At 57.0% G+C, this 25,780-nt stretch carries 24 protein-coding genes and 1 pseudogene; 11 read left to right on the forward strand and 14 right to left on the reverse strand.

Annotated elements, in window-relative coordinates:
* Positions 1-445 precede the first annotated feature (445 nt).
* Together BR41_RS13335 and BR41_RS13340 are read left to right on the forward strand one after the other, a co-directional pair.
* A complete protein-coding gene (locus BR41_RS13335) occupies positions 446-712 on the forward strand; it encodes a hypothetical protein (RefSeq protein ID WP_035057484.1) in 267 nt (88 codons plus the stop codon).
* A complete protein-coding gene (locus BR41_RS13340) occupies positions 705-980 on the forward strand; it encodes a hypothetical protein (protein WP_035057486.1) in 276 nt (91 codons plus the stop codon). Before BR41_RS13335 ends, BR41_RS13340 begins: the two co-directional genes overlap by 8 nt.
* Before the next feature lie 269 nt (positions 981-1,249).
* On the opposite strand, the gene BR41_RS13345 is transcribed toward BR41_RS13340, so the two are convergent.
* From BR41_RS13345 to BR41_RS13355, 4 genes are all read right to left on the reverse strand, one after another.
* On the reverse strand, positions 1,250-1,561 hold the full coding sequence (locus BR41_RS13345; protein ID WP_035057488.1) for a hypothetical protein: 312 nt from the start codon (positions 1,559-1,561) through the stop codon (positions 1,250-1,252).
* A 143-nt stretch (positions 1,562-1,704) separates the two neighbouring features.
* Positions 1,705-2,007: a hypothetical protein gene (locus tag BR41_RS24655; RefSeq protein ID WP_169741304.1), complete on the reverse strand. Its 303-nt coding sequence runs from the start codon at positions 2,005-2,007 to the stop codon at positions 1,705-1,707.
* A gap of 17 nt (positions 2,008-2,024) precedes the next feature.
* Positions 2,025-2,873 (reverse strand): glycoside hydrolase family 12 protein, encoded by an 849-nt coding sequence (locus tag BR41_RS13350; protein ID WP_156970689.1) that lies wholly within the window; start codon positions 2,871-2,873, stop codon positions 2,025-2,027.
* 94 nt (positions 2,874-2,967) lie between these two features.
* Complete coding sequence (locus tag BR41_RS13355; RefSeq protein ID WP_051710914.1) at positions 2,968-4,440, reverse strand: glycosyl hydrolase family 18 protein; 1,473 nt, start codon at positions 4,438-4,440, stop codon at positions 2,968-2,970.
* 236 nt (positions 4,441-4,676) lie between these two features.
* On the opposite strand from BR41_RS13355, the gene BR41_RS13360 reads away from it, so the two are divergent.
* Complete coding sequence (locus tag BR41_RS13360) at positions 4,677-5,564, forward strand: helix-turn-helix transcriptional regulator (protein ID WP_035057492.1); 888 nt, start codon at positions 4,677-4,679, stop codon at positions 5,562-5,564.
* Positions 5,565-5,666: 102 nt separating this feature from the next.
* Here the strand turns inward: BR41_RS13360 and BR41_RS13365 are convergent, their stop codons facing one another.
* Together BR41_RS13365 and BR41_RS13370 are read right to left on the reverse strand one after the other, a co-directional pair.
* Entirely contained in the window at positions 5,667-6,746 is a 1,080-nt protein-coding gene (locus BR41_RS13365) for a glycosyl hydrolase family 18 protein (protein ID WP_211251743.1), read from the reverse strand.
* 456 nt (positions 6,747-7,202) lie between these two features.
* Positions 7,203-8,468, reverse strand: a complete 1,266-nt coding sequence (locus BR41_RS13370; RefSeq protein WP_035057494.1) for an ABC transporter substrate-binding protein — start codon at positions 8,466-8,468, stop codon at positions 7,203-7,205.
* A gap of 496 nt (positions 8,469-8,964) precedes the next feature.
* Here BR41_RS13370 and BR41_RS13375 point away from each other — a divergent pair, with 496 nt between their 5' ends.
* The 5 genes from BR41_RS13375 (at position 8,965) to BR41_RS13395 (ending at position 16,711) form a co-directional block, all read left to right on the forward strand.
* Positions 8,965-10,062: a substrate-binding domain-containing protein gene (locus BR41_RS13375; RefSeq protein WP_051710918.1), complete on the forward strand. Its 1,098-nt coding sequence runs from the start codon at positions 8,965-8,967 to the stop codon at positions 10,060-10,062.
* 18 nt (positions 10,063-10,080) lie between these two features.
* Positions 10,081-11,577: a sugar ABC transporter ATP-binding protein gene (locus tag BR41_RS13380; protein WP_035057496.1), complete on the forward strand. Its 1,497-nt coding sequence runs from the start codon at positions 10,081-10,083 to the stop codon at positions 11,575-11,577.
* 10 nt (positions 11,578-11,587) lie between these two features.
* Positions 11,588-12,565 (forward strand): ABC transporter permease, encoded by a 978-nt coding sequence (locus BR41_RS13385; protein WP_035057498.1) that lies wholly within the window; start codon positions 11,588-11,590, stop codon positions 12,563-12,565.
* 121 nt (positions 12,566-12,686) lie between these two features.
* A complete protein-coding gene (locus BR41_RS13390) occupies positions 12,687-14,297 on the forward strand; it encodes a glycoside hydrolase family 3 protein (protein ID WP_035057499.1) in 1,611 nt (536 codons plus the stop codon).
* Between the two features lie 209 nt (positions 14,298-14,506).
* A complete protein-coding gene (locus BR41_RS13395; RefSeq protein WP_211251744.1) occupies positions 14,507-16,711 on the forward strand; it encodes a carbohydrate-binding protein in 2,205 nt (734 codons plus the stop codon).
* Positions 16,712-16,810: 99 nt separating this feature from the next.
* On the opposite strand, the gene BR41_RS23005 is transcribed toward BR41_RS13395, so the two are convergent.
* The 3 genes from BR41_RS23005 to BR41_RS13410 form a co-directional block, all read right to left on the reverse strand.
* Positions 16,811-17,596 (reverse strand): helix-turn-helix transcriptional regulator, encoded by a 786-nt coding sequence (locus tag BR41_RS23005; protein WP_051710920.1) that lies wholly within the window; start codon positions 17,594-17,596, stop codon positions 16,811-16,813.
* A 100-nt stretch (positions 17,597-17,696) separates the two neighbouring features.
* Positions 17,697-18,365, reverse strand: a complete 669-nt coding sequence (locus BR41_RS13405; protein ID WP_035057501.1) for an amino acid ABC transporter permease — start codon at positions 18,363-18,365, stop codon at positions 17,697-17,699.
* Between the two features lie 69 nt (positions 18,366-18,434).
* Complete coding sequence (locus BR41_RS13410) at positions 18,435-19,217, reverse strand: transporter substrate-binding domain-containing protein (RefSeq protein ID WP_245615893.1); 783 nt, start codon at positions 19,215-19,217, stop codon at positions 18,435-18,437.
* Positions 19,218-19,388: 171 nt separating this feature from the next.
* On the opposite strand from BR41_RS13410, the gene BR41_RS13415 reads away from it, so the two are divergent.
* Both BR41_RS13415 and BR41_RS13420 read left to right on the forward strand, forming a co-directional pair.
* On the forward strand, positions 19,389-20,306 hold the full coding sequence (locus tag BR41_RS13415) for a hypothetical protein (RefSeq protein WP_051710922.1): 918 nt from the start codon (positions 19,389-19,391) through the stop codon (positions 20,304-20,306).
* Positions 20,307-20,357: 51 nt separating this feature from the next.
* On the forward strand, positions 20,358-21,635 hold the full coding sequence (locus tag BR41_RS13420) for a Bd3614 family nucleic acid deaminase (protein ID WP_035057503.1): 1,278 nt from the start codon (positions 20,358-20,360) through the stop codon (positions 21,633-21,635).
* Positions 21,636-21,642: 7 nt separating this feature from the next.
* Here BR41_RS13420 and BR41_RS25220 read toward each other — a convergent pair whose 3' ends face one another.
* From BR41_RS25220 to BR41_RS13435, 5 genes and pseudogenes are all read right to left on the reverse strand, one after another.
* The gene (locus BR41_RS25220; RefSeq protein ID WP_245615897.1) at positions 21,643-22,365 is read right to left on the reverse strand and encodes an MFS transporter; all 723 of its coding nucleotides are present in this window, start codon (positions 22,363-22,365) and stop codon (positions 21,643-21,645) included.
* A 58-nt stretch (positions 22,366-22,423) separates the two neighbouring features.
* Positions 22,424-22,924 (reverse strand): annotated as a pseudogene (locus BR41_RS25225) (MFS transporter); the annotation flags it as partial.
* A gap of 214 nt (positions 22,925-23,138) precedes the next feature.
* Positions 23,139-23,678, reverse strand: coding sequence for an SRPBCC family protein (locus BR41_RS24910; protein ID WP_211251745.1), 540 nt, complete (start codon positions 23,676-23,678; stop codon positions 23,139-23,141).
* On the reverse strand, positions 23,675-24,088 hold the full coding sequence (locus BR41_RS24915) for an SRPBCC family protein (protein WP_211251746.1): 414 nt from the start codon (positions 24,086-24,088) through the stop codon (positions 23,675-23,677). Before BR41_RS24915 ends, BR41_RS24910 begins: the two co-directional genes overlap by 4 nt.
* Positions 24,072-24,428 carry an ArsR/SmtB family transcription factor gene (locus tag BR41_RS13435; protein WP_035057505.1) on the reverse strand — a complete coding sequence of 119 codons (357 nt, stop codon included), beginning with the start codon at positions 24,426-24,428 and terminating at the stop codon, positions 24,072-24,074. Before BR41_RS13435 ends, BR41_RS24915 begins: the two co-directional genes overlap by 17 nt.
* Before the next feature lie 190 nt (positions 24,429-24,618).
* Between BR41_RS13435 and BR41_RS13440 the strand changes: the two genes are divergently transcribed.
* Positions 24,619-25,776, forward strand: coding sequence for a trans-sulfuration enzyme family protein (locus BR41_RS13440; protein WP_035057507.1), 1,158 nt, complete (start codon positions 24,619-24,621; stop codon positions 25,774-25,776).
* Positions 25,777-25,780: the final 4 nt, after the last annotated feature.

Genomic DNA, 25,780 nt, shown 5'->3' on the forward strand with positions numbered 1-25,780 from the left:
ACAGCCATCGCGAGCAAGCCCGCTCCCGCAAGATCGCATGAACCCGTAGCCCGGACGGCTTGCCGGCCGGGGAGCCATTTGGGCAAGTTTCACCCGACGTTGGATACATTGAGCCAATCCCGGCCGGCAAGCCGTCCGGGCTACGTGCGGTGGTGGCAGTTGATCCCTCAGCTTGACCAAGCTAAAGCCGGTGCGGAATACTTCCTCCCGTTGCACCATGCAGTGCAACCCGGGTTGAGAGCCGGTACATCAAGGCGGACAGCCGCCATTGCGCGGCATTTTTATTGTCCGTCAACACCTCTGTGCGTCCTCGATGGTCGGCACTAGGTGGGGGCATCTTCGGATGCGCCGGTTCCTTGATGCCGGTCTCTCAAACCTTGCCTAGTGCCGACCCCCTTCGTGTTGAGAGCGAAGGGGCAGGCTTAATGCTCATCAAGGAGGCTCCATGCCTATTTCCCAGCACTCGACCCCCGCACCACCCGACCCCGGTCATCTCATCGCGCAAGCCCGTGACGGCTTCGCGGAGCTAGACCAGATTTTTACCATCCTCACTTCCCTGATCGACCAGCGCAGCGTCGGCTATCAATTGGCACGCGACGGCCACCGGCTGGCAGAGCGACACCATGCGGCGATGCAGGCACTGCCGCTCACTGATCGCCTAACCACCTCACTCAGCACGCGTTATGCGCGCATCGGGGGTCGGCATGGCTGAACTTCAAAGCGCTCCCATCGCACCCAAGCTAACCATCGATGATTTCAACGATATCGCCGACATCGGCCTGGATCGCATCGCCCTGTTAGGCGGCATGTTCCGCGCACTGCTCGAGATCACCGAGCCGGAATCCCATCCGCACCAACTGGCAACGATCGGCGTGTATCTGTCGGAGGAATGGCATTTCGGGCTGGATACGGCCCGCTACGAGACCGTGCAACGCCTTGGAGTGAAGCCGTCCACGAATCGGACTACGGATCGGCGTTAGCCGCCATGCTGTGGATTTGATCAATTCGTTCTAATGGTATTGGATCAGCGCTTTTTAAAAAAGCGCCGATCCATTCATAAAGTTGTTTTTTCAACCGAAAGGCTGATGCGCCTTGTTAACGATCGACGTTAAATTTCATAACGCAAGAATCAATCGTTCAATTTCCTTCTCACTTGCGAAGCAAATCCAGTAGCAATTTTAGCAGGCAATTTACGGATATCCCGCGCGGGTCAAATGACCCGGCCTACACGGTTCCAAGAGGTTTCACCTCAGAGCTTATCTGCCAACGTTCGCCGTCCTTCTGATTTTTTCAGTCTTTCCAAGTCAACAAGACTTGCTCCAGCAAGACTCATTGTCGAATCATCCTCAAGGGACTCCTCAAGCTCTGCCAGCAAAAATCTTTCATCATCAAATTGCGGGTCAATTTCATATAGGTAATCACGCAATCCATCAAATGCCTCCAGAGTCAAATCCAATTTTTCGTGCACTGCCTTTAGTTGCAAGTTGAGATACCAGCCTTGAGCAAACCAAAGGGCAACTGCGGAGGCAATAACTGTCAATTCAACATTAGACACAGACATGAAAAATCCTTTCATCCACAGTTAATTGATATCGCAACACAACACCGAATGAGGCGATCTAAATTACTATACATTACGCTCAACCGATATTTTTCTCACACTCCCGTTTTTTGTCTCCCCCATTACTAATACCACCTTAGTATTCAATCGCTGTGAGGCTCTGGTACGTTGTGCCTGTCGGCATGCCCTACGTGACCAATGCTTGCGTTACCATAAGCATATGGCATACATGCTCCAAGCAGTCTACTTTGGAAGGTCACGATCTCTTCCGAGAATTTGATAATACAAAAAATCAAAGCATTAAAGAAACCTGAAAACAGCCGAGTAACTTCTCGCTGCTTCCACCAAATACAAAAACCCGACCAGCTCACGTTGGTCGGGTTTTCTTTTGCGCCACATTTTTGTTCCATCCGGGTGATGAGACGGCAATGGAAAAGTGCCCACACACCCTCAACTCGTTTTGTCAGTAAACGCTAACCTGATAATTCTTGTTGTAGAGGTGCCCGGAACCGGACTTCACTTCCGTTCCAGCCTCAATCATCATCACGTAGTAACTGCTCTGAAATACGTCAGCCCTTCTTCGCGCCGCTTCCGCAAAAAAGTATTTCAGATTCTTGCTGAAATAATGGGCATTAACGCGCTTTCGAAACTGCGTGACTGGCCAGCTGTTTCCGTTCGAAGTCATCGTCGCTTGCCAGACATCCCAGGTTTCTCCATCCAGCACGAAGCTGGTGGCGTCTTTGCTGCCCCAACCTGCTGTTTGCGAATTGGCGGAGGAATCAGGAATCACCATGATTTCTCCTTTTAGATAACTCGTATTCCAGATATTGGCTGAACGGAAGAAGACGTCGATTGCGTGGTTATAGGTGCCTGAGATATTGCCGGCTCCGTCGTAACCGGCGGTGGTGAAATCCCACAATACATCCACATTGGTCGAGTTATCACCAAATAAGTATGGCAAACCAGATACCCCTGGGTCGTTTTGGCTGTTGCTGGCACCTTGGCGAATACTTGGATACGCTTTGACGGAGGTTGTATCACCGCCGAGTCCAGTCCATTTATAGCCTGATCCATCCATCGAAGTGGTTGAGTTGGTGAATATGGTTTCGGACCACCCCGTCCCCGCGCCACTGATTCCCCACAGATTGGTGGATAGATCATATTGGTCAACATAAATATGCTTGTTACTTGCATTGGTCGGGCTGGCAGATACGGCCTCGGCTTGTACCTGATTGCAAATCATCAACCCCAAGGCCAAACCGGCGACGATTGCCTTTATCTTGCCAAGATTCAGGTTTTGAATCTGAGTCATTGCCATCCCCATTCATCAGCACTTGCAATTTAATAAACAGCGCATCCAGAGTCCATCTAATGGGCACTCGCCTTGCGACGAGTGCCCGTCGTCATTACTGCCCGATGTACCGGTTACCAATACCAAAATTCATGGCGTTCAGGATGTCGCCGTTATCTTGCGAGTATTCCCACGCGAAAATTCCAGCCAGCTGCTTGCTACGTACGTAGCGGCCCTTTTCCGCTACCGCTCGCGGATCGTCGTAGCCAATGAATACCTTGCTGGCCGCGTTCCACAGATTGTAGCTATGGCCTTGCGGGTCGTAGATCACCTGATAGCCGTTGATGCCAGCGCCAGCGCTGCCGATGTAGTTGCTATACAGCGTGCTGTACGTCTCTGAGCCATCGGCCCCCGGATACACCCCCGTCTTGCTGCCGCCAATAACGCTTCCTGCCGCCGTTGGCACCACACCGCTAAAGCCGCGCCCATACATGCCGGCACCAACGACGAGCTTATGAGCCGGCACACCCGCGTTGAGCAGGTTTTGCACCGCGCCGGCCACGTTGAGCTGCGCATCGTTATTGGTGTTGGCATACAGCGCCGTGTGGTTGCCCACGTTGCTGGACCAGTTGCCGTAGAAGTCGTAGGTCATCATGAAGATGTAATCCATCGACTTTTGCGCATCGCGGTAGTTGATCTGGCTGACCATGCTGCTCACCGTGTTGATTGCGGCGGTGACCGAATAGTGGCGACGGGTTTCGCCCCCCAGCTGATCCAGCTCCCCGCGCAAGTCATGCATCAGATCGGCAAAGCCTTGGCCATCTGCCGGCGTGCCTAGCTGCACACCATTGGCCGCCCAATTGGTGGTCGGGTTTTCCCAATCAATATCGATGCCGTCAAATGCCGGGTGCTTGCGCAGGAAGTCCTTGGCCGATGCCGCAAATACGGCGCGCTTGGCTGCGTCGTTGGCAAGGTAGAAGAACGGATCGGAACCACCCCACCCACCCACCGATGCCACCACCCGCACATGCGGAGCACGCTGCTTGAGCCGCATGAAGGCAGCGTTGTAGTCATCGTCCAACGATGAGGTGGCGAGCTGGAAGTCCTGCTTGCCCTGGCAAGCAGCGGCATCCGTGGGCAACTGGCCTGGGCCACAGATGTGCATGAAGGCATACAGCACGTGCGAGACGTTGTGGCCGCGCATTTGATCAACCAGCGAAACCGAGCGCCAGTTCGGCAGATACACGCCCACCACCTTGCCGGACGTTTGCAGGAATTTCACCGGGTGGCTGCCGAACGGGTCGTAGGGTGGCGTGGCGGGTAGATCCGGTGCGTCGTCATCGCATGTGCCGCCCCGATCCCAATGTGAATTGAGCAACAAGAGCGGGTTCAAGCCACTCCCGGCCGGTAGCGTATGGGCGAGCCGCGCAGTGTAGTTCTCGCCGTTGTGACTGACGACCTGGCCGACTGAATAAGTCGCGCCTTCCGTCCAGGGCGAGCAAGCCGCCTGAACATGGGTGCCGTACAAACCCAGCAGCAGGCCGCCAAGCAGCGTCAAATGCTTGGTCGATGGGGTGTAGCGCTTCATCTTGATTCCTCCAGTGATTTCTTTCGCAGTCAGTGCGGCGGGCCGGGCCTGCCGCGACAAGTCACTGCCGGGGTACGGGCAGGTTTCTTGCCTTCTTGTCGAGCCGGGGCCTACCCGTGGCGCACCGGGTTTTGTTGGTTCAGTGCGAACCGGCTCGATGAGGAAGAAAATTAAGCTATTGATCAATAAGGAGGAATGTCCGAGTATGACAATTCAATTTGTCTGAATTGCTCATCATGTCCACGATTTATCAGGAATTGTTCGAGATCGACCCCGAGAATGAGCAATCAAGCGTCGGGACACGTATTTTCCATCACCCACATCTGCATGCCCTGGCGGATCACGACGTCTTGCTGGCCGGGGTGTCGCATGTACGAGCGCCCCTGCATGTCGAGCGCATCGGCGCGCCATTCCATGTGGTGTTGGTCAGCGTGGAAGGCGCAGGGGAAGTGATCGATGGTGATGCTCGGCGGCCACTGGGTGCGGGGCAGCTGGCTGTGCTACCGGCCTATAGCCACAGCGGTTTTCGCTCAGACGGGCAGCATTGGCGACTTGTCTGGTTCCTGCTCAACGATGCGCCCTGCTGGGAAGCGTTGCACGGGACACAAGTCAGCATGCGGCCGGTGACTACGGTGGAAAATTTGTTCCATGCCGCGTCATTGCTTTGTCTGGAAGCAAAACAGGAACACGAAGCTTTCAGCGGTGCGGCCATGCTGCTGGTTGTCGACCTGTTGAAACGAATGCTGGCCAGCACCGAAGCGGGCGATGAAATCACCCGCAAGCTGCAAGCCTTGTTCAATGCGGTGAAACGCGATCCCGCCATGCCGTGGCGGGTTGAAGAACTGGCCACCCGCTATGGGCAAAGCCGCGCCCATTTCCAGCGCCTCTGCCTGCGCTATCTGGGCGTGGCGCCGCAACAGATGATCATCAACCAGCGCATGGCGCGTGCGCGCGAGCTACTGCTGGCGGGTTTCGGCAATGTAGGCGAGGTGGCGCAGGCGGTTGGCTATGAGGAAATCGCCAGCTTTAGCCGCCGCTTCAGCCAGCATTTCGGCACCGGCCCCGGCGAGGTGATACGCGAACTGGCGCGCGCGCCGAAGGAGATCGCTCCCCAACGTGACTAGGCGCACCGGCGCGGAATCACTGGGTCAGCGTGGCACTGATCGATCAAAAAACGGCTGCACCTCGTGATGAGGCGCAGCCGTTTTTGTGATGCCCGGGATAGCTTAGGGGTTAATCAACGGTTGCATGGTATTGGCAAACTGCCAGCCTTGCGCCTCATCCGTACCGATTTGCCAATCGAATCCGCCGTGGATGGTCGGATAGGCGGCCTTGACCTGATTCCAAGTGCTCACCGCTTGATCGATGGTCATATAGTTGGCGGCGTTGTTGACGCCAAAACCCACCACCACATGCGTCGGCCCCAGCAGCGAAACCCAATCGGCAATGTTGCTCGCCACATACGCCGGGTCAGCCAGATTCGGGCCGTCGTAATACTGCGGCGCGGCGTAGTCCATCGCCCCGGCCTGCACCATCGCTCGGCAGAAGGTCTTGTCGAGCGGGTTCCACGGTGCCGGTGGTGCGGTGATGATGAAGCCGGGATAGAGGCGCTTCAGCTCCAGACTGATCCAGATCATTTCGCTGGTATCCGGCGCTTGGGTGCTTTCGAAGGTATTCCAGTCCAGCCCGTCAAAACCGCCCAACTGCTGATAGATCGCCACGATGCTGTTCACGAAGTTCTGTGACTTGGTGCGATCCGGGAAGCTCATGCCGTTCTTGGCGCCACCCACCGACAAGATGATCTTGCGGCCCTGCACGGTGCGGGCGTATTGAATATCCGCGACCAGATTGGTTGCTGCGCCACGGCCATCCTCAGGCGGGTCCCAGGTTACTGCGCCCGTTGTGCCCGGCGAGCCACCAACTGGCGTCGCAGCAAACAGGTAGATCAGGTTGTAGTTCGGGTTCACATCGCGGATACGGATTTGCGAAGGTGTCCAACGAGGCCAGTAACCGCCGACGATGTTGTCGGACTGCGCCGCGCAGGTCGTTTGCGCCCAATAGAAAGTGCTGATCGTCGGATCAGTGGCATCGCTGCCATTGGTGCCTACGGCGATTTCCTTGTAGAAGTTGCCGTCGGCCGGGTATTGCACCACGGTGCCCAAGGGGTAATTGACGCCGGCAGTCCACGTGGTGAAGGTGCAACTCGCGGCGGACGCCGTGGTTGATGTCAAGGTGGCGACGGCAGAAATCATCGTGGCGGATATCGCCAGGGCCTTCATTAATGCAAACAGGTTCATGGGTTTCATCATTTGCCTCATTTATCCTTAGGATTTGATCTTTCCGACGGTCTTGCGCCATTAATATCTGGGCAATGGTTTGTTCCAAATGAAAAACGCAACCATCGAGACACATCGTAAGCCCATGAATTTTTTAGATAAATGTTCGAATGTGATTATTTGATTTGTCTGAATTAATCATTTACTCATATTGAAAAAAACGCCCAAATACGACGAAGAATCCCCGACCTGGCATGGCGGAACAACACACCGCAAACGACGGTTTCATGGAAAACGATTGGGCCGACAAAAAAGTCCATCACTTTCAATCGCTTATGTTTTTATTTTGGCCTGAGCGTTTTCACGGAAATCGCCAGCGCATCATCATCCTGCCGCCCTTGAATACGTGCCACCGGGCATAAAAAAACCCCTGCCTTGCGGCAGGGGATAGAGGACAAAGCTCGAGGATGAAGCAGTGAAGCGGGATTACTTCTTGGCCAGACGGTCATTCCATTTCTTGGCGGCGGTCTCAAGCGCTTCTTTGGCCGTTTTGCGGCCTTCGATCGCAGCCTGCATTTCGTCGTTGAATTCGATGCGCATTGCCGCTTCATCCGGGAAGTTTTCCGCCGGCAGAATCGGGGTGCGGGCATAAGCCATCGATTTGGCGGCCGTTGCACGGGCCAGGCCGACCGGATCGCCGCCATTGGCGCCCGACGAGAAGAATTCGCTCTCGTTGGCTTTCTTGCTGGACGGGAAGGTCGTGCCGGTGGCCTTGGCAAACGCCAGTTGCGAATCATCATTGGTCAGCAACAGACCCAATTTGGCAGCGGCTTGCGGGTCCTTATAGTCTTTCGGCATCACGAACGACATCAGCCAGCCACCCAATGCCATATTCGCGCCACCCAGCGGGAAAGGCATGATCGCGGTCTTGTCATACGCCATCTGGCTTTGCGCGCTCAGCTTTTTCAAGGCGGTCGGCGCAGTGGTCATCATGGCCAGTTTGCCGGAACCGTAATTGGCCACTTCCTGTTCGAATTCGATGCGGAAGCTGTCTTTCGGGATCACGCCCTTCTTGTACAGATCGGCAAACAATTCGACCGCTTCGATATGCTTCTTGCTGGTGAATGCGGCTTTGCCATTCTCGAAGATCGGCAGGCCCATATAGACAAACCAGGGAATCATGCCGCCATCGCCACTCTTGGTGGCCAGCTTGGGCGAGAACGCCGCAACGCCGGTCTTTTCCTTGATGACGCGCGAAGCCGCCACGAATTCATCAAAGGTCTTGGGGTTGTTCTTGATGCCGCTCTTGGCCAGCAAGTCTTTGTTGTAGGCAATCACCGAGACCGAGTTGTAATACGGGAAGCCATAAATCTTGCCTTTGACCGACAGATCTTTCAGCGCGCCCGGCAGGTAAACCGACTTGCCATCACCCATCAAATCATCCAGCGGCTGCAGCAGATTCTTGTTGGCGAATTCATGCGTCCACGGCACGTTGAAGTTAACCAGCGCCGGCGGCGAGCCAGCAGCAATGGCCGACACCAGCTTTGGCTGAATCTGATCCCAGTTCATATCCGTCCAGACCGCTTCGTGATCCGGATTGGCCTTATTGTATTTCTGCACCACGTCATTGAAGAACGGGGCGAATTGCGCCGTATTGAAGGTCCAGAATTCGACCTTGGTGCGTTCGGCGTGCGCAAAGGCGGAAGCCAGCAAAGCGGTCAGCAAAAGGGATTTGGTGAGGCGTTTGGACATCGTATCAACTCCAGTTTTTTTGATCAGCCACGCTTGGTGACATCGTCGGTATTGCCTGATCAGGCTCGGCAATCCACTTATTTTTAAGCAAAAACAGGGTAATAAATAGGTGCAACGAGCCTGAGTCTAGGTAGTTCAATTCGGCTTGTCAAAAACAAAATCGTGCCGTTATTCAAAAACAACAAAGCATGCATAGATTGTTGCGCCACCCACCCAGCACGCAGATCATCATCACCTATAGCAATGGCATACAATCGCCAGCCAAGGCCAGAAAATACAAGCTTCTGGTACGAAAGACGCACCAAGAACACCCTCACCACACTCCGTCATGCCCGACGACAAACTGACATAAGTATGCACACCAGCAAATCAAACAGCTGTTTTTCTGCTTACACAGTCTCGTTTCCCTGGCGAATAAATTTTTATGACAAACGCTTGACGACACCTACATATCACCCATAATAACCACCACACCACCCAGACAGAGAAGACAACCATGTCCGTTCGCCTCTCCATTCGTCGCCCCCTTCGTCTACTGACGACGCTCCCCGTCATCGCCGGCCTGTTGCTGGCCTCCCCCAGCTGGGCCGCCGTTGAGCACACGCTAGGGCCGAATGGCGAAACGCCGACGCCCTACACCCAAGTGACGCTCAGCAGCCAGGACACCGCCGCGCTAAAGAGCAAAGGCTTCAAGGCCGCGATCCTGATGCACACCAGTTCGGACTTCTCCAGCGCACTGACCGCAGGCGCTAAAAAGGTCTTTGACGAGTTGAACATTCAGGTGGTCGCCGTGACCGATGCGGAAATGGACCCGAAGAAACAACGCACTGATCTGGAAACCGTATTGGCACTCAAGCCGGATCTGATTATTTCCTTGGTGATTGACCCGGTTTCAGGCGCGGCCGCATTCCGGCAAGCCGCCGATAAGGGCGTCAAACTGGTCTTCATCAGCAATGCGCCGCAGGGCTTCAAGGTTGGGCAGGATTACGCCGGTATCGTCACCGACGATTTATTCGGCATGGGGCGTGCGGCGGCAGAAATGCTCGCCAGCAGTATCAATAACAAGGGTGATGTGGCGGTGATGTTTCATGCCGCGAATTACTACGTCACCAATCAGCGCGATCAAGCGGTCAAGACGGTATTGAGCAAATATCCGGGCATCAAGGTGGTGACCTCCAAAGGCATCGCCAACCCGAATGATGGCGAAATGATCGCCTCGGCCATCCTGACCCAAAACCCATCGGTAAAAGCGATTTACGCCCCGTGGGATGCCATTGCGGAAGGCGTTACCGCCGCCGCACGTGCCGCAGGCCGTAAAGACCTTAAAGTCATCACGATGGATTTGGGCGCGGCCAATGCGCTGGATATGGTGAAAGGCGGCAATGTGGCCGGCATCGTTTCCGACCTGCCCTACGATATGGGGCAAACGCTGGCGCGCATGGGGGCCTTGTCGCTGCTCAAAAAGCCGACCCCGCCCTTCGTGACGGTGGATGCAATCAAGGTAACGCCGGCGAATCTGGTCGATCAGTGGCAGAAAGCCCTGTATCGCAAACCGCCAGAAGCCGTTGTCAAAGCACTGCAAGTGCGTCGTTGATTGCAGGGAGCACAGGATATGCAACGCCCCCTTGCCATCAAAGTCAGTGGATTGAAAAAGCAGTTCGACGGCATTCCCGTACTCAAAGGCGTCGATTTCGAATTGGCACCCGGTGAAGTGCACGCGGTGGTCGGACAAAATGGTGCCGGCAAATCAACCTTGATGAAGATCATCAATGGCCTGTATCAGCCCGACGAGGGCGAGATTGAATTGTTTGACGAACCGGTGCGCCTGGCATCCCCCAGAGATGCCCGTGCCGCTGGCATTGCGATGGTGTATCAGGATTTAAGCCTGGTCGACAGCATGTCCGTCGCGGAAAACATGTTCATGGCCAACTGGACCGAATCGAGCTTCGGCCTGCTCGACCAACGCGCCATGAATCAGCAGGCGCAAGCGCTGCTGGAGAAAATGGGTATTGCCGACGAAATCAGCCCGGAACAACCCGTTGCCAGCCTGAGCATGGGCCAGCAGCAGTTTCTGGAAATCGCCAAGGCCATTTCGCAAAATGCCCGCATCCTGATTCTGGATGAGCCGACCGCCTCGTTATGCGATCAGGAAATCACCCGCTTATTCGAGGTGATCGAACGCCTGAAAGCCCAAGGCGTCGCCATCATTTATATCACCCACTATCTACGCGATATCTTCAAGGTCTGCGATTCGGCCAGCGTATTGCGCGATGGCCGCTGCGTGCGGCGCTCACTGATCAGCCAAACCAAAATCGAGACCATGCTGGCCGATATGCTGGGCCGCCATGCCGATAGCAGCATCAATTGGCAACGCCCGACCGTCACACCGAACGCGCAGCCTTTACTGGAGTTGCGCCAGGTCAGCACCAGCGATCTGGCTGCCGTCTCCATGCAGGTCTATCCCGGTCAGGTGGTTGGTCTGGCTGGCTTGCTGGGGAGTGGGCGCACCGAGATTCTGAATGCGATTTTCGGGCTGGATACCATCCGGTCCGGCGACATTCTGGTCAATGGTCACGCCGTCAAGATTCGCTCACCGCGCGATGCGATCCAGCAGGGCATCAATCTCGTTCCGGAAGACAGACGCGAGCAAGGACTGGTTCTGGATTTCAGCATTTCCGACAACATGTTAATGTCATCACTGCGTAAACTGGCCTCCCCTATCCTGCTCGACGAACATCGCGGGCAAGCCATCGTCATTGATTTGATTCAACGTTTGCAAATCAAAACCAGTGGTCCGCAACAAGCCGTGCGCTATTTATCCGGCGGCAATCAGCAGAAGGTCGTCATTGGTAAATGCATCGGCACGGCAGCACGAATCTTATTGCTGGACGACCCGACATTTGGCATTGATCTGGCAGCCAAATACGACATCATGCGCATCGTGAATGACTATGCAGCAGCCGGGAATGCCGTGATTTTCGTTTCCAGCGAATATAGCGAAATCGCCAGCTTTTGCGATACCACCTATATCGTCAACAAAGGACGAATCACCCGGCAAATGCAGCGCCATGAGCAAAGCGAAGAACAACTACTTGCCGCAGTGCAATGAGGAAAAAATAATGGAAATCGTCGTTAACGCCCCGGCGCAAGCCCCGAAGAAAAAACGCGCGGTCAGCTGGAATACCCTGTTGATCTATATCGTATTTGCCGTGATTTTCCTGTTTTTCTCCATCACCTTGCATGACAAGGGCTTTTTGCAAACCGCCAATTTGATGAACATCGCCCGGCAAACCGCGATGATCTCGATCATGGCGGTGGGCATGACCTTTGTTTTATCGGCGGCGGAAATCGATTTGTCCTTCTGTGCCATTGTGGCCCTATCAGCCGTCACCGTAGCCCTGCTATTGCCCTATGGCATCTTCATTGCCGTGAGCGCCTCGCTATTGGTCGGTGCCTTGTGTGGACTGATCAATGGCTTGTTCGTCTCCAAGGTTGGCATTCCGTCCTTTCTGGTCACCTTGGGCATGACCGGCATCATCACCGGCATTACCCGCTGGATTACCGGCCTGCAGACCATTCCTATCGATAACGAAACCTTTACCTTCATCTTCGGCTCCGGCGATTTTGGCCCTGTCTCCGTGCTGTTTGTCTGGATGATCGCCATCGCCATTCTCGGGCACGTGCTGCTGCGCAAAACCCGCTTTGGCAAAGAAGTGCTGGCGAGTGGCGGCAACAAGATTTCCGCCATGTATTCCGGTATTCAGGTCGGCCGCATCAAGCTCTATGTATTGGTATTCAACGCGCTGCTGGCAGCATTGGCGGGCATTCTGTATGCCGGCCGCCTGCAAAGCGCCCGCTATACCCTGGGTGAAAACGACCTGATGATGGTCATTGCAGCCGTCATCATCGGCGGCACCAGCCTGTTCGGCGGTAAAGGCACCGTGGCCGGCACCATGGTTGGCGCGCTGATCATGGGCATGGTCAACAACGGCCTGGTACTGATGGGGCTGAATATCGATCAGCAACTGATTTTCCGCGGCGTGATCATTATTTTCTCAGTGACCTTGACCATGGGTCATTTGCGCAAAAAAGCCTAGTTTCCTAGCTTAATTCCTCCCCCGTTTTGAAAAATTGCCCAATCGGGCAAGGGGGATTCTTGCGCCCAAAATTCGGCCAATTCGCCAATAACACCGATTTATCAATATGGAGTCAGAGATCATGTTCGAAGCCTTCCGCCAACAAGCCGCCAAGCAAATCTCGGGCTGGTCCTTGCCGGAAAAAGTCGGCCAGCTGTTTATCCTCGCCTTCCCCGGCAAAGATGCCGAAGCGGCCCGCCCACTGATCGAACGCTATAACCTGGGCGGCTGCTATTTAAGCCAGGACAACGCCGATACCTTTGCCGAAGCACGCACGCTGACCCAAGCAATGGCCGCAATGCGCCGCGCCGATTTCCCGCCACTGTTGCTGGGCGTGGATCAGGAAGGCGCATGGAGCGTGCTGTCACCCGAATCCACCACCGGCCCGGGCAATCTGGCCCTCGGCAGCGCGGCAGAGCCCGCTCTCACTGCGGCCATGTATCGCGTATTCGGCACGGAAATGCGCTCGGCCGGTTTCAATTGCATTCTGGGCCCCTGCGCGGATGTCAATCTGAAGCCCAATTCGCCCATTATCGATACGCGCGCCTTTGGCGAAATTCCGGCGCAAGTCGCCAGCCAAGTCGCCGCAGCAGTGCACGGTGCGCACGATGGCGGCATCGTTGCCTGCGCCAAGCATTTCCCCGGCCACGGCGATACTGCCAGCGATACCCACCGCGATATTCCGACGGTCGATAAACCGCTCGCCACCTTGCTGGAACAGGATTTGGCGCCATTCCAGGCGGCCATTCGCGCGCAGGTCGAATTGATCATGACTTCGCATATCCGCTATCCGCATATCGATCCGCAATACCCGGCCACCTTGTCGGCGCCCATTCTGCAGGGACTGCTGCGCGAGCAATTGGGCTTCAAGGGCATCGTGATTTCCGACAGCATGAATATGGGTGCAATTCGCCGCAATTATTCGCCGGTCGACGCCGCCCTGCTCGCCTTCAAGGCCGGCATCGATATGATCATGTTGTCGGAAGAGCATTACGACCATCAAAGCGATTATCTGGATCGCCAATTGGCGATGGTCGAAGCCATTGTCGCCGCCGTGCAGGATGGGCGCTTCCCGGAATCAGAACTCAACGCAAAGCTGGAACGCGTGGTGGCCTTCAAGCTGGCTCGCCTGACGGATATGGCGCTGTATCAGGATTTTGATCTCGCCGAGCATCTGCACATCGAGCAGCAACTCGCGCAAGCGGCGGTCAAGCTCCTGGCCGATCCGGGCCGACATTTGCCACTGCACCCCGATATGGAAGTGGTGGTGGTGCAAACAACGCCACTGGCCGATTACGGCAATCTGGTCAATCCGCGTGGGATTGGGCCGAATCAGGCTGCACCGGCATTCGATTACTTCGCTCGCACCATCAGCGCCCGCCATCACCACCTGTCGGTGCTGAATCATGCCCAAACGCAGATATTCCTGAAAACGGCCCAGCCCAGCCGTGGGCAAATCATTCTGGCCATCACTGAAAACTATCCGTTGCCGGGCGAAGACTTTGCGCAAGACGCATCAAATGCCTTGGTCAAGCAGTTGGCCGAGCGCTTTGGCGACCGATTGATCGTGGTGAGCTTGCGCAGCAATTACCAGCAATTACCGGCCGATATCGGCCAGCTATGCGCTTATTCAAGCCGCCCATGCAGTGCCGAAGCAGCGGCATTGGCCTGTTTAGGGCGTGCGTCGGCGTAAAAATCACCGGAATCCCCAGCAAATCCGAATCGTAATCTGAGGCAGTCAAGCAGGCCCATCGCAACCAGGAGGTGATACCCGTTGGAAAATGGTTTTGTGTGACGTCACCGCAATTGCTTTTACAACAAAAATATTGTTCATCCATTTATTTTCATATCCATCGTTAGTGCCGATCAATCGAATCAACACCCCCTAAGGAATATGTAAAAATGAAGCGACTCATGCCGTCCAAACCGACACTGCTGTGCATGCTGATTATCGCGGCGTCGATTAGTCATACAGCCCATGCAGCGTCCAATGGCAATTTCCAGACTTTCCTGGATACCTTGCGTGCTTTTGAATCGGGTATCGACCCGGCCAAATCCGCCCTTTATGCCCAGAATCTGGACAACCCCTCGTTCGCCACTTATGCCAAGGTCACCTCGCCAGGCCACATCGTGCGCGATCTTAAAACCGGCAGCATGATTTCCGAGCCGACGTCGGCGCGGCAATTCTTTACCAAGCTGGGCGTGATCGACCTCTATAGCACCAACCCGCCCGATCCGGCTGCCATGTTCCGCGCCATGCAATACAAGTCGCTCAATGCCTGGGGCTTTGTCGGTTACCAGCTGGGCGAAGGCGTGATGATTTCCGCCGGCTATTACAGCCCGAAAATGGTGCAGGTCGGCACCGAAAACCTGGAAAGCTATTACATCTATACGCCGGACAGCACCTGGGCCAATGGCGTGCATGAAGCACGTACGGAAATCCCGGGTTCGGGCGGCCACTTTGTGCTGGCGACCGATGTCAATCGCTGGGAAGGCACGTTTACCGGCAAGAATGGCGTGAACAGCTATCAAGACCTGGTATTGCCGGACAAGCAGGAACTGGCCATTCGCGATGCCATGCGTTTCAACTATGGCGTGATGACCGATCTGATCGGCAAGGCCAACATGACCTGGGCGCAAGTGCTGGCCAAGAGCTGGCCGGGCAAGGATGCCCAAGGCAATCCGATCCAGATCAAAGCCACGATGTCCGGCATTCTGGCGGCGGCGCATTTGACCGGTGCCTGGGGCGCAGCTGACCTCTTGACCAAAGACACCATCACTTGCGACGAAACCGGCACTTGCAACACCACTTATGTGCAGAAGTTCGGCGGCTTTGATACCACGTTCGATACCCCGGGCGATGACATCATCACCGGCAATATCTATGACGACACGCTGACCGCCGGCCAAGGCAACGACACCGTTTATATCGGTGGCAGCAAGGCCGTCATTCAGCTGAACCAGTTTGCCGGCGGCAAAACCACGATCAAGGATTTTGTCATTGGCAAGAACCGGATCATTCTGCGCAATTGGTCGATCGCCAATCCGCTGTCCAATCTGACCGTCGCCGATGGCCCGACTGGCGCAGTGCTGACTTTCGGCGGCCAAAGCGTGGTGCTGGAGAACGTTACCGCATCCGCAATCAATGCCAATATCCCGGCGGTGATCGCAGTCAGCCATCTTTTCCCGCTGGCATGGAGCGGCACCTCGGTTGCAGCCAACTTTGATCCGACACTGGATCAAATCCAGGGCACTTCGGGCATCGATTTCAAGAACCTGAAGATTTTCCAGGAAGGCAATAGCCTGTTCGTCGGCACGCAAGCCGCGGATGGCGGGATTTATTCGTGGGTTGAATTGCCGGGCGTCACGCGCGCGCAAGTCACGCCGAATATGTTCACCGGCATCTCGGGTGGCTTTGACAAGATCGAATACACCGTGCTGTTGAAGTCCACCAATTGGGGCTGGGGCGTTGCCAAGTCGGTTGATTATTTCCAGGCAGCCAATACCACCCTCAACCTCTCGGCCTTCCCGTATACCTTCGGCAATCTGAAACTGGCCAAGGATGGTAACAATACAATCCTGAGCCTCGCCGATTCGTATGCTGCGGGCGATACCAAGAAACTCACCTTGCTCAATACCAATCTGTCGGATCTGAGCGCGAAGAATTTCTTTGGTCTCAAGGGCGGCACGTTTGCTGATATCCAGATCGACAACGCCATTCAGTATGCGGTAACGGCATCCGTGCAAGGCACTGGCGGTACCATTTCGCCGTCGGGCACCGTGCAAGTGAAGGAAAAGACCAATCAAGTCTTTGCCATCACACCGAATTCCGGCTATCAAATCGACACGATTCTGGTCGATGGCGTTTCGGTCCCGGTGACCGGCAGCTATACGCTGACCAATGTGACTGCGGCGCATAGCATCGTGGCGAGTTTCAAGGTCGGCCAAAGCAATACATGCACGGCACCGGCTTGGGTCTCCACCCAGGTCTATACCGGCGGCAACACCGTGTCTTACCAAGGCTCGGAATACCAGGCCAAATGGTGGTCGCAAGGCAATATTCCGACTGCTGGCGATCCGTGGCTCAAGACCAAGACTTGCCAATAATCGGCCATAGCAATCCGCAATTCGCATCACGCCGTTGATGCAAAAAGCCCCTCTGCAACAGAGGGGCTTTTTTATTGCGCGCCGGCGCTGATCAAACCATCAATTCGAGATACTGATCAGGTAATTACGCAGGTTAATGCCTTTATTGGTAATACCCAGTTTTGCGCGCAAGCTGTTGCGATGGTTCTCAACCGTTTTGGAGGCCACGCTCAAGCTCTTGGCAATTTCCTTGGTCGACATGCCCACCTTGATGAACTTGGCGACCTGCGCTTCGGAAGGCGTCAACAATGCATACAGGCTGGCATCCAGATTGGCATCGTCGCTGACGGTGGATGACACGATGCCCTCGATCAGATCCAGGCACATCACCAGGATCGGGTCTTTGATCGATTCCTTCACATAGCGGATGCGTGGCAGGTGCTCGTGGCGAATGCGCTCCATCAGCTCATCCATTTCGCCGTTATCCTGCAGCTCCTTGAATTCAGTCAAGGTGGCAGTCAGGCTATAGAATTTCTCGAAATCCGGATTGGGGAAATGGCTTTCGCTTTCATCCTCTTGCGAACCCACTTCGATATGCCACAACTCATCCTGCACGCGAAAAAGATGCAGTTTCAGGTTGCGGTTATAGAATTTCCAGCCGTCATCACCCGTTACCGACGTTTTGACCAGCGCCTTAATCGCCGCCAGATTATCCGACCCGATCAAAAAGGCAAAGTTATCGATACTGCTTGCTTCTTCATGCGACGGGTAATTGTGATTAACAATCTCGCCGGTATTTAAAAAGCAGATGATAAAGATATTGCGGTAGGCAAGCACATGCTGCAAGGAGGCAATAGTGAGCTCCAGGCGCTGCTTGGTGGTTGAATCGGGGGCTTGCATCGTCATGCGGTTAATCTACGGGATATTCAAAATCAGTATACACAGCATAGGCGCTATTGACCTTCGTGATGCGACTGGTTTTGGGGCAGCTCGGGATACACCTTACTCAGCGCACATACATCCGGTTCAATCGCAGTTCCAGCCGCTTTTGCACCACTTCAAACGACGCACTCATTGCCCAGTAAATACCGGCCGCCGCGAGGTAGAGCGGAAATGGCTGAAACGTAGTGGCAATCACCTCCTTGGTCGCCAGCATCAACTCGCCGACCGCGATCACGGACACCAGCGACGTATCCTTGATCAAGCTGATCAGGCTGTTGGACAGGCTGGGCACCGCCAGCCGCAACGCCTGTGGGCCGACCACATGATGCAGCGCCTGTCCGTAGGTAAGGCCCAGACTCTTGGCCGCTTCCCACTGACCATGTGAAACCCCGTTGATCGAGCCGCGAATGGTCTCGGACAGATAAGCGCCCACATTGAGCGACAAACCGAGAATGCCGGCGCTGAAGGGCTCGAACTGAATACCGATACTCGGCAGGCCAAAGTAGATGACGAACAGCTGCACCAGCAACGGCGTGCCGCGCATGCAGCTCACATACAAGGCACTCAGTTGCGCCAGCACCGGCAGCTTCGCCAGCCGGATCACAGCCACCAGGGTGCCGATCAGCAAGCCGCCGATCATGGCGGCCACCGCCAGCAACAAGGTATAGCCAGCGCCTTTCAGCATCAGCGGCAGCGCATCGCGCAAAAGATCGATCAGGCCGTGCAAATCCATTCAATGACTCCAGTTAAAACAAAACCCCCAGCCAAAGCTGGGGGCATCGTGGCTTGCGTGACGCAGATTTTACTGCGCAACCGGCGGCTTGCTCACATCGCGATCGAACCACTTGGTCGAAATCTTCGCGAAGGTGCCATCCGCTTCCAGATCAGCCAGCGCCTTGTTCAGCGCAGTCTTGAACTTGGGGTTGCCCTTGGCGAACGGAATGCCGGATTTTTCCAGCTCACCCACCGGTGCGCCCGGCTTGAGCGGCAGCTTGGTTTTCTTGACGATGTACGGGATTAGCAGGCTGTCGTTCAGCGCAGCATCGATCCGGCCCAGCGCTAGGTCTTGCAGATATTCCTGCGCGCCCGGATAGGTTTTCACGTCGATGCCACCGACGGCCTTGGCCAGATCGGCGAAGTTGGTGCCCTGCCCCAGACCGAGCTTCTTGCCCTTGAGGTCATCCAGGCTCTTGAACGTGCGCTTCTCGTCCTTGCGGATGATCAGCTGCGGGCTGGAGATGGTGTATGGCTCGGAGAAATCGAACGTCTCCTTGCGCTTGTCGGTGATGCCGACCTGATTGATCACCACGTCATATTTGCCTGCCTGCAAGCCGGCGAGGATCGCGCTCCACTCGCTGGTGGTGAATTCAACCTTCACACCGAGCTTTTGCGCCAGCGCTTGTGCCAACTCGACTTCGAAGCCGGCCAGCTGGTTGTTTTCCTTGTAGTTGAACGGTGGGTAGGTGCCTTCTAGCGCCACCTTGAGCGTGCCACGCTGCTTCACGGTATCGAGCAGGTCCGCCGCTGCGGCGGTGAGCGTTACGCCGAGCAGAACGGCAGCCACGAGTACATTGCGCATTTTCATATTCAAATTCCTTATATTGATCATTTTTTAATATCAAAAACGAATATTAAAAAGACCAGCGATGCAGGTCAACGATTTACGCGAAAACGCGGGAAAACCCTGATCTTCCAGCAGGTAAAAATGATGTTGCTATGATGATCGCATACATCAACCTTGCAACAGGGGAAGCATATGTTTGGCAGTACCGTTCTGGAAGTCGCCGCTGGTGTCGTATTTTGCTATTTCGCCGTCAGCCTGATCGTCAGCTCGATCAACGAGTCGATCTCCTCATTCTTCAACTTACGCGCCAAGACCTTGCTCAACGGCGTCAAGCATCTGCTGAACGACCCCAACTTCACCGGCGTCGTGCGCGAGCTTTACAACCACGCCATGATCAGCCCCTTGTTGATGCAGCGTGCCAATACAGAGCAGGACATGAAGAAACTGCCTGCCTATATCCCCTCCAACCAGTTTGCCCAGGCCCTGCTGGAAGTAGTGATGCAGAGCGCTGCAGCCCCCGCCGCCGGCCAAACGCCCAGCCAGTCGCTCAAAGCCGCGATCGACGGGATTCCCGACCCGCAGCTGAAGCAACTGCTGCAAGGCATGTATGTCCGGGCCAACGGCCGGGTTGAAGACATCGAAAAAGCGCTTGCCGACTGGTTCGACCACGGCATGGATCGGGTTTCCGGCTGGTACAAGCGGCAGACACAGGCGTTGATTTTCATCATCGCGCTGCTCGTCTCCATCACACTGAATGTCGATAGCCTGCATCTGTTCAAGACGCTGTGGACGCATAGCGGCGATCTGGCGAAAGCGACGGCCGGCATCGCCGCGGCCAGTAATGCCAGTGCTGTCGCCAATCAGGCACCCGCGGTCAAGGATGCCATCGCGGGGCTGAACGCCTTGCCCATCGGCTGGACCGCAGAGACCTGGGATCAGCTCCAGCAAACCACACCGCTGCTTTTGATGTTCGCTGGCTGGTTCCTCACGGCCTGCTCCAGCCTGTTCGGCGCGCCATTCTGGTTCGACCTGCTGCAAAAGATCACCAACTTGCGTGGTGCCGGGCCCAAGCCGCAAACCCAGGCGCAAACTGACCAGGCTGCGAATTAAACGCCGTCAGCCCCGCTTTTACTCAACCGGTTCCATCTCAAGCGATCCGCCATGCCCCTGTCCTTGCATGAAAAAGGTCTTTACTTCGCGCATGCGCTCGCGGAGCTGACCGGCGCGCAAGTCGCGGTCTACATCGAACCCACTGGCGTCAAGGCGGGGGGCATCCGCACGGCAACAGACCAGTACCAGATTCGCACGGCGCTGGTGAATTTGCTGCGCAATGGCAATTGCGGGCGCGCTGGTTTGATCTGCCTGAGCTACGTGCCGGGCGAGCTGGATAAGGGCATGTTCCAGATGAACTCCGTGACTGGCGGGCTGTTCTGGGCCACCGCCACGCAAATCTACAAGGCAACGGTCGCCTCTTTCGTCTGGACTGCCGGCGTGGTTGCGTACTCGGACGACGCCCGCCCCTGGGTAACTTCCAGCGAGACCAACCGCATCGTCATGGCCAACACCTGGCTACGCTACAACTTGATGGACGGCAGGCCGTTTCATCCACCGATGGTCTCGACCGAACTCAGTGATATGCGCGGCCAACTGGTGCGCGAATACGCCTTCCCGCACAGCATGGTGGCCGTGCCGGATCTGACCGGCCCGCCGTCCGGCTACCGCCCCACGCCCTTGGTCGATGCCATCCTGATGAACCTTGCCTATGCCATCGTGCGCGTCTCTTGGGCAGAGGGCGCGATCAAGCGCAGGTCACTCGACAGCGAAACCGGCAGAACGGTCACGCGCAGCGACCCGTACGACGTATTCAGCGGCCACAATATCGGCAGCGTGTTGATCGATGGCAACGGCAAAATCTTTGGCTGGGGGCTCAATACCAACTCGCACGGCGCCAGCCTGCATGGCGAAACGATGGCGGTACTCACCTGGCAGCGCACCAACAGCGGCCCCATGCCGGAAGGCACCCGCGTCTACACCACGCTCAAGCCTTGCTATATGTGCGCCGGCACGCTGGTCACCGCCGCCCCCGGCTGCACGGTCATCTACGGCCAGGATGACGTCAACATCACCAACAGCGCGCTGGATCGGCGCGTGAATAACTGCACCACCGAAGTGCGGGCGCACGAAACCACCGGGCATGCCTTGCTGGCGCTGCAAACCGAACAGGACGAATCGACCACCGGCAGCCTGGCCAGCGACGAGGCCAGCTCGCTGATGGGCGATGCACTGAATGAGTTTTTCGAGATCGGCGTCAACATCCCGCCCTCCCGCTTTGAAAGCGACCTCTGGGGCCAGGCAATGGATCTGCTCAGCGCCATCAGCCCACATGCCAAAATACTGTACCGCTTTTACCTGAAAGGACTGACGGCTGGAACGAGCTAAACCAGCACTACCCCGGCAGGCGCGCCAGCCGGAACCGGATCACCGCCAAGCCCACCACCAGCGTGACCGCCAGCACGCCCACCACGCCAGCCCAATGCCCGCTGGCCCAAAACAGCCCTGACGTCGAACCGATCAAGCTCGATCCCACGTAATAGCTGCTCATGTAGAACGCCGCCGCCAGCGCCTTGGCCTGACCGGACCGCTGCCCGACCCAGCCGCTGGCAATGGCATGGCCGCCGAAGAACGAGAACGTGAACAGGATCGCGCCGACGATCACCACTGGCAGCGTGTGAAACAAGGTCAGCACCAGTCCGCAAAGCATCGCGCCCGTCAGGCCCAGCATGGCGCGGCTGCGGCCGAAACGCTGCGCCAGATGGCCGGACGTCACCGATGACACGACCCCCACCAGATAGAGTGTGAAAATCAGGCCGATCACGCTTGGGCTCAGACCGAACGGCGGCGCTTCCAGATAGAAGCCGATGTAGTTGTAGAGGCTGACAAAGCAGCCCATGAGCACAAAGGCCATCGCGAACAGCCACGGCAAGCCGGGGTCTCGCCACACCGTAACGACCGCCTGCCGTAACGCCGCCAACCCAGCCGGCGTGAATGGCAACGGCCGGGCAACAAAGTAGCGGGAGGCCGGCAGCTTGCGCCAGAACACCATGCTTGCCAGCAGCCCCACGCCCCCGACAAAGCCGCCTGCCATGCGCCAGCCGATGAAGTCGGCCACCAAGGCGGAACAGCCGTCCGCTCATGCCGCCCAGCACCGTCCCCGCGATGTAAAGGCCAATCGCCTTGCCGAGTGACTTGGCTTCGATTTCCTCGGCCAGATACGCCATCGCCACCGCCGGCAAGCCAGCCAGCAACACGCCAGTCATGAAACGCAAGCCCAGCAACACCCAATAGTTAGGGGCAAAGGCGGTCAGCAAGGTCAGCAACGCTGCCAGCGACATGGCGCTGTTCATCACCGGTTTGCGGCCGAAGCGGTCGGCGATGAAGCTGGCCGGCAACAGCGAAAGCGCCAATGCGGCGGTCGATGCCGACAACACTGCGCTGCTGGCAGCGGGTGACAGCGCAAAAACGCGAGAGAACAACGGGAGCAAGGGCTGCACCCAATACAGCAGCCAGAAGGTGGAAAAGCCGCCGACGAACATCGCGAGGCTGGTGGCGCGGAAGGCTGAGGTACCGGCGGAGATTTGCCCGATCGCCTGCTCTACCCGGGCCACGGCTTCGCTGCTCGTGGTTTGTCGGGACGTGATTGCCAGCGCTGCCGTGCTTTCTTCAGACATGGGATTGGATCGGGGTAGGCGTGAGGCAGCAGCATGGCCGGTCTGCGCGCAGGCCACAATTCGGGGTTGGCCCAACGGGTATGCCGCAGACGTTTGACCGGCCGCCTGGCAGGACGGGTTAGCACCTTATGTCGTAACCCGCCGAACGCCGCTAAACCCCGACGCCATGTTCGTCGTAGCTGGAAACCTCGATCAAATTGCCAGCCAGATATGCCTACGCTTGCAGCCAATTGCCCAGTGCATCGAGCAGAGCGTTCGAACCCTGTTCGCGTGAACCCGCGTCGTCATAGCCGTCGAGAAAAGCGCCATGCTCCGTCATGACGAGGCGCGTTCCGCTTCCCGCCGGGCGGAGTTCGAACGTGGCCAGGGAGACGGAAATCTTCCGCTCGTCCAGGTGCATCTCATAGGCGTAGACGATGCGCTCGTCCGGCACGACATCGTAATAGACCGCATCGAACGTTGACACCACGCCACTGCTCCAGCGCCCCTGCACATGCTCCCGACCGCCCGGCCGCACATCCATCTCGCGCGCCAGCAGGGTGTAGCCACCACCGCCGGCGAACCACTTTGCCTTGGAGGCTGGGTCGACAAACGCGCGGAACACCTGGGCAGGTGAAGCCGCATAGGTACGCTCGATGCAAAAAGTGCCGTGCACGACCGAGCGGCTGACAGGCGCCGACTTCTGGATGCGCGCCACCTCCTGTTCGAGCCGGTCCAGCGTTTGGCTCCAGCCTTGGGCTGCGCCTTGAATCATCGCTGCGGCCGACGGGTGGAACAGCGTATAGCGCTGGGTACCTCCAGCCGCGTGCCGTCGCCCTCGTCGGCAAGGCTCACCTCCGTATCGGCGCGGAACAACAGCGTGTTCTGGTCCCCGACGACGTTCATCTCGATCACCAATCGGGTGTGCGGCACGATCTCGACATACTGCCCCCGGATCCAGTGCTCCTGTCCTTCCGGCGAACGCATGCAGATATTGAAAACGCCACCGTTGCGAAACGCCACCTCGGCCTCGGGTACGCTGAAGCCAGCCGGGCAAAACCAGCGCTTCAAGTGATCCGCCGAACTCCACGCCCGAAACACCAGCTCGCGCGCGGCCGGGAAGGTGCGGGATACCACCAGCGGACGCAGCTGCGCGCCCAGCAGATTTTCATTTGCCGTTGTCATTGGATTCTCCTTCGGTTTTCATGGTTTCCAGATAGTCGCCGAGCCGATCGAGATGCTGCTCCCACTCGATTCGCCGCTGATTGAGCCATTGCTCGGCCAGACTCAACGCCTGCGGGTCGATCCGGCAGGTACGCACCCGTCCGACCTTCTCGGAGCGCACGAGACCGGAGCTCTCCAGCACCGCCAGATGCTGCATCACGGCCGGCAGCGACATCGCCAGTGGCCGTGCCAATTCACTGACCGTGGCCGGCCCTTGGGTCAGTTGCGCCAACATCGACCGCCGGGTCGAATCGGTAAGGGCCTGGAAAGTGAGATCGAGCAAAGCATTTTGGTTAAGCATGTCCTTAAGTATATTGCCGCAAAATACTTAAGCAAGTTCTTTATTGTTTTTTCTGCTGCGGCCATTCCCAATCATTCCAAACCGCCGGCAGAGGCCGATCCGGATTGCACGTGAGCTGCAGGAACCCAATCCGCACGCATCTGCGTAAAACAGCGATAATCCCTGCGAAAGATTCAGCCCCGGAACCGCCATGCCCCAGCTCGCCACCCTCCTCGCCCAAGCCGGCCGCCAGACCGACCCACTCACCGGCGCGATCAGCACACCGATCTACCAGACCGCCACCTTCGCCCACCCTGCCGTCGGCGAGAGCACCGGTTTCGACTACACCCGTAGCGCCAATCCCACCCGCAAGGCACTGGAAGACGCGATGACGGCCATCGAAGGCGGCGTCGCCAGCTTCGCCTTCGCCAGCGGCCTCGCCGCGCTTTCCACCCTCATTTGCCTGTTCAACCAGGGCGACCATCTGGTGGTGGCCGAGGGCAGTTACGGCGGTACCTACCGGCTGCTCGACCAAGTGTTCGCCCGCTTCGGCATCAGCGCGACCTATGTGCCGGTGACGGATACCGCCGCCTTTGCCGCCGCCATCCGCCCCAATACCCGCGCGCTGCTGGTCGAATCGCTCTCCAACCCCTGCCTCGCCGTGCCTGATCTGCCAGCGCTGGCGCAACTGGCGCGGGACAACGACAAGCTGTTCATCGTCGACAACACCTTCCTCACGCCCTACTGGCTGCGCCCCCTCGATTTGGGAGACGGCTTGGGCGCGGACATTGTGGTGCACTCGGCCTCCAAATTCCTCGCCGGCCACAACGACACCATCGCCGGCATCGTCAGCGTGCGTGATCCGGCTTTGGCCGAGCGCGTGGGCTACCTGCAAAACGCCGTCGGTGCTGTGCTGGCACCGCAAGATGCGTGGCTCACCCTGCGCGGACTGAAAACGCTGGCGCTGCGGCTGGATGCGCAACAACGCAGCACGCTCGCCATCGCCCGCTGGTTGCAAACCCAGCCGCAGGTCAAACACGTTTACTACCCCGGCCTGGAAGACGACCCCGGCCACGCCCGCCTGCAAACGTTCGCCTCCGGCTTTGGCTCCGTGCTCTCGTTTGAATTGGCCGATAACGCGGCCGTGGCACGACTGGTCGAAGGCGTAAAACTGATCGCCTTCGCCGAAAGCCTCGGCGGCGTGGAAAGCCTGATCACCATTCCGGCCGTGCAGACGCATGCGAATTTGTCGGCTGAAGAGCGCTTGCGTTTGGGAGTGACGGATACGCTGGTGCGGTTGTCGTTGGGGATTGAAAATGCGGACGATTTGATTACTGATATTGCTACTGCCTTCTCTTTGCACAAATAATCAG

The organism is Andreprevotia chitinilytica DSM 18519 (assembly GCF_000711875.1).
GTDB classification, from domain to species: domain Bacteria; phylum Pseudomonadota; class Gammaproteobacteria; order Burkholderiales; family Chitinibacteraceae; genus Andreprevotia; species Andreprevotia chitinilytica.

What these genes read in the sequence shown, in the direction of transcription:
- BR41_RS13345 (WP_035057488.1), bottom strand. Translation starts at nt 1,561, where the DNA reads ATGTCTGTGTCTAATGTTGAATTGACAGTTATTGCCTCCGCAGTTGCC.
- BR41_RS13395 (WP_211251744.1), top strand. Translation starts at nt 14,507, where the DNA reads ATGAAGCGACTCATGCCGTCCAAACCGACACTGCTGTGCATGCTGATT.
- BR41_RS13370 (WP_035057494.1), bottom strand. Translation starts at nt 8,468, where the DNA reads ATGTCCAAACGCCTCACCAAATCCCTTTTGCTGACCGCTTTGCTGGCT.
- BR41_RS13420 (WP_035057503.1), top strand. Translation starts at nt 20,358, where the DNA reads ATGCCCCTGTCCTTGCATGAAAAAGGTCTTTACTTCGCGCATGCGCTC.
- BR41_RS13350 (WP_156970689.1), bottom strand. Translation starts at nt 2,873, where the DNA reads ATGACTCAGATTCAAAACCTGAATCTTGGCAAGATAAAGGCAATCGTC.
- BR41_RS13375 (WP_051710918.1), top strand. Translation starts at nt 8,965, where the DNA reads ATGTCCGTTCGCCTCTCCATTCGTCGCCCCCTTCGTCTACTGACGACG.
- BR41_RS13335 (WP_035057484.1), top strand. Translation starts at nt 446, where the DNA reads ATGCCTATTTCCCAGCACTCGACCCCCGCACCACCCGACCCCGGTCAT.
- BR41_RS13440 (WP_035057507.1), top strand. Translation starts at nt 24,619, where the DNA reads ATGCCCCAGCTCGCCACCCTCCTCGCCCAAGCCGGCCGCCAGACCGAC.
- BR41_RS13385 (WP_035057498.1), top strand. Translation starts at nt 11,588, where the DNA reads ATGGAAATCGTCGTTAACGCCCCGGCGCAAGCCCCGAAGAAAAAACGC.
- BR41_RS13390 (WP_035057499.1), top strand. Translation starts at nt 12,687, where the DNA reads ATGTTCGAAGCCTTCCGCCAACAAGCCGCCAAGCAAATCTCGGGCTGG.
- BR41_RS13380 (WP_035057496.1), top strand. Translation starts at nt 10,081, where the DNA reads ATGCAACGCCCCCTTGCCATCAAAGTCAGTGGATTGAAAAAGCAGTTC.
- BR41_RS24915 (WP_211251746.1), bottom strand. Translation starts at nt 24,088, where the DNA reads ATGACAACGGCAAATGAAAATCTGCTGGGCGCGCAGCTGCGTCCGCTG.
- BR41_RS13410 (WP_245615893.1), bottom strand. Translation starts at nt 19,217, where the DNA reads ATGAAAATGCGCAATGTACTCGTGGCTGCCGTTCTGCTCGGCGTAACG.
- BR41_RS13355 (WP_051710914.1), bottom strand. Translation starts at nt 4,440, where the DNA reads ATGAAGCGCTACACCCCATCGACCAAGCATTTGACGCTGCTTGGCGGC.
- BR41_RS13360 (WP_035057492.1), top strand. Translation starts at nt 4,677, where the DNA reads ATGTCCACGATTTATCAGGAATTGTTCGAGATCGACCCCGAGAATGAG.
- BR41_RS13435 (WP_035057505.1), bottom strand. Translation starts at nt 24,428, where the DNA reads ATGCTTAACCAAAATGCTTTGCTCGATCTCACTTTCCAGGCCCTTACC.
- BR41_RS13415 (WP_051710922.1), top strand. Translation starts at nt 19,389, where the DNA reads ATGTTTGGCAGTACCGTTCTGGAAGTCGCCGCTGGTGTCGTATTTTGC.
- BR41_RS13365 (WP_211251743.1), bottom strand. Translation starts at nt 6,746, where the DNA reads ATGAAACCCATGAACCTGTTTGCATTAATGAAGGCCCTGGCGATATCC.
- BR41_RS24910 (WP_211251745.1), bottom strand. Translation starts at nt 23,678, where the DNA reads ATGATTCAAGGCGCAGCCCAAGGCTGGAGCCAAACGCTGGACCGGCTC.
- BR41_RS13340 (WP_035057486.1), top strand. Translation starts at nt 705, where the DNA reads ATGGCTGAACTTCAAAGCGCTCCCATCGCACCCAAGCTAACCATCGAT.
- BR41_RS13405 (WP_035057501.1), bottom strand. Translation starts at nt 18,365, where the DNA reads ATGGATTTGCACGGCCTGATCGATCTTTTGCGCGATGCGCTGCCGCTG.
- BR41_RS23005 (WP_051710920.1), bottom strand. Translation starts at nt 17,596, where the DNA reads ATGACGATGCAAGCCCCCGATTCAACCACCAAGCAGCGCCTGGAGCTC.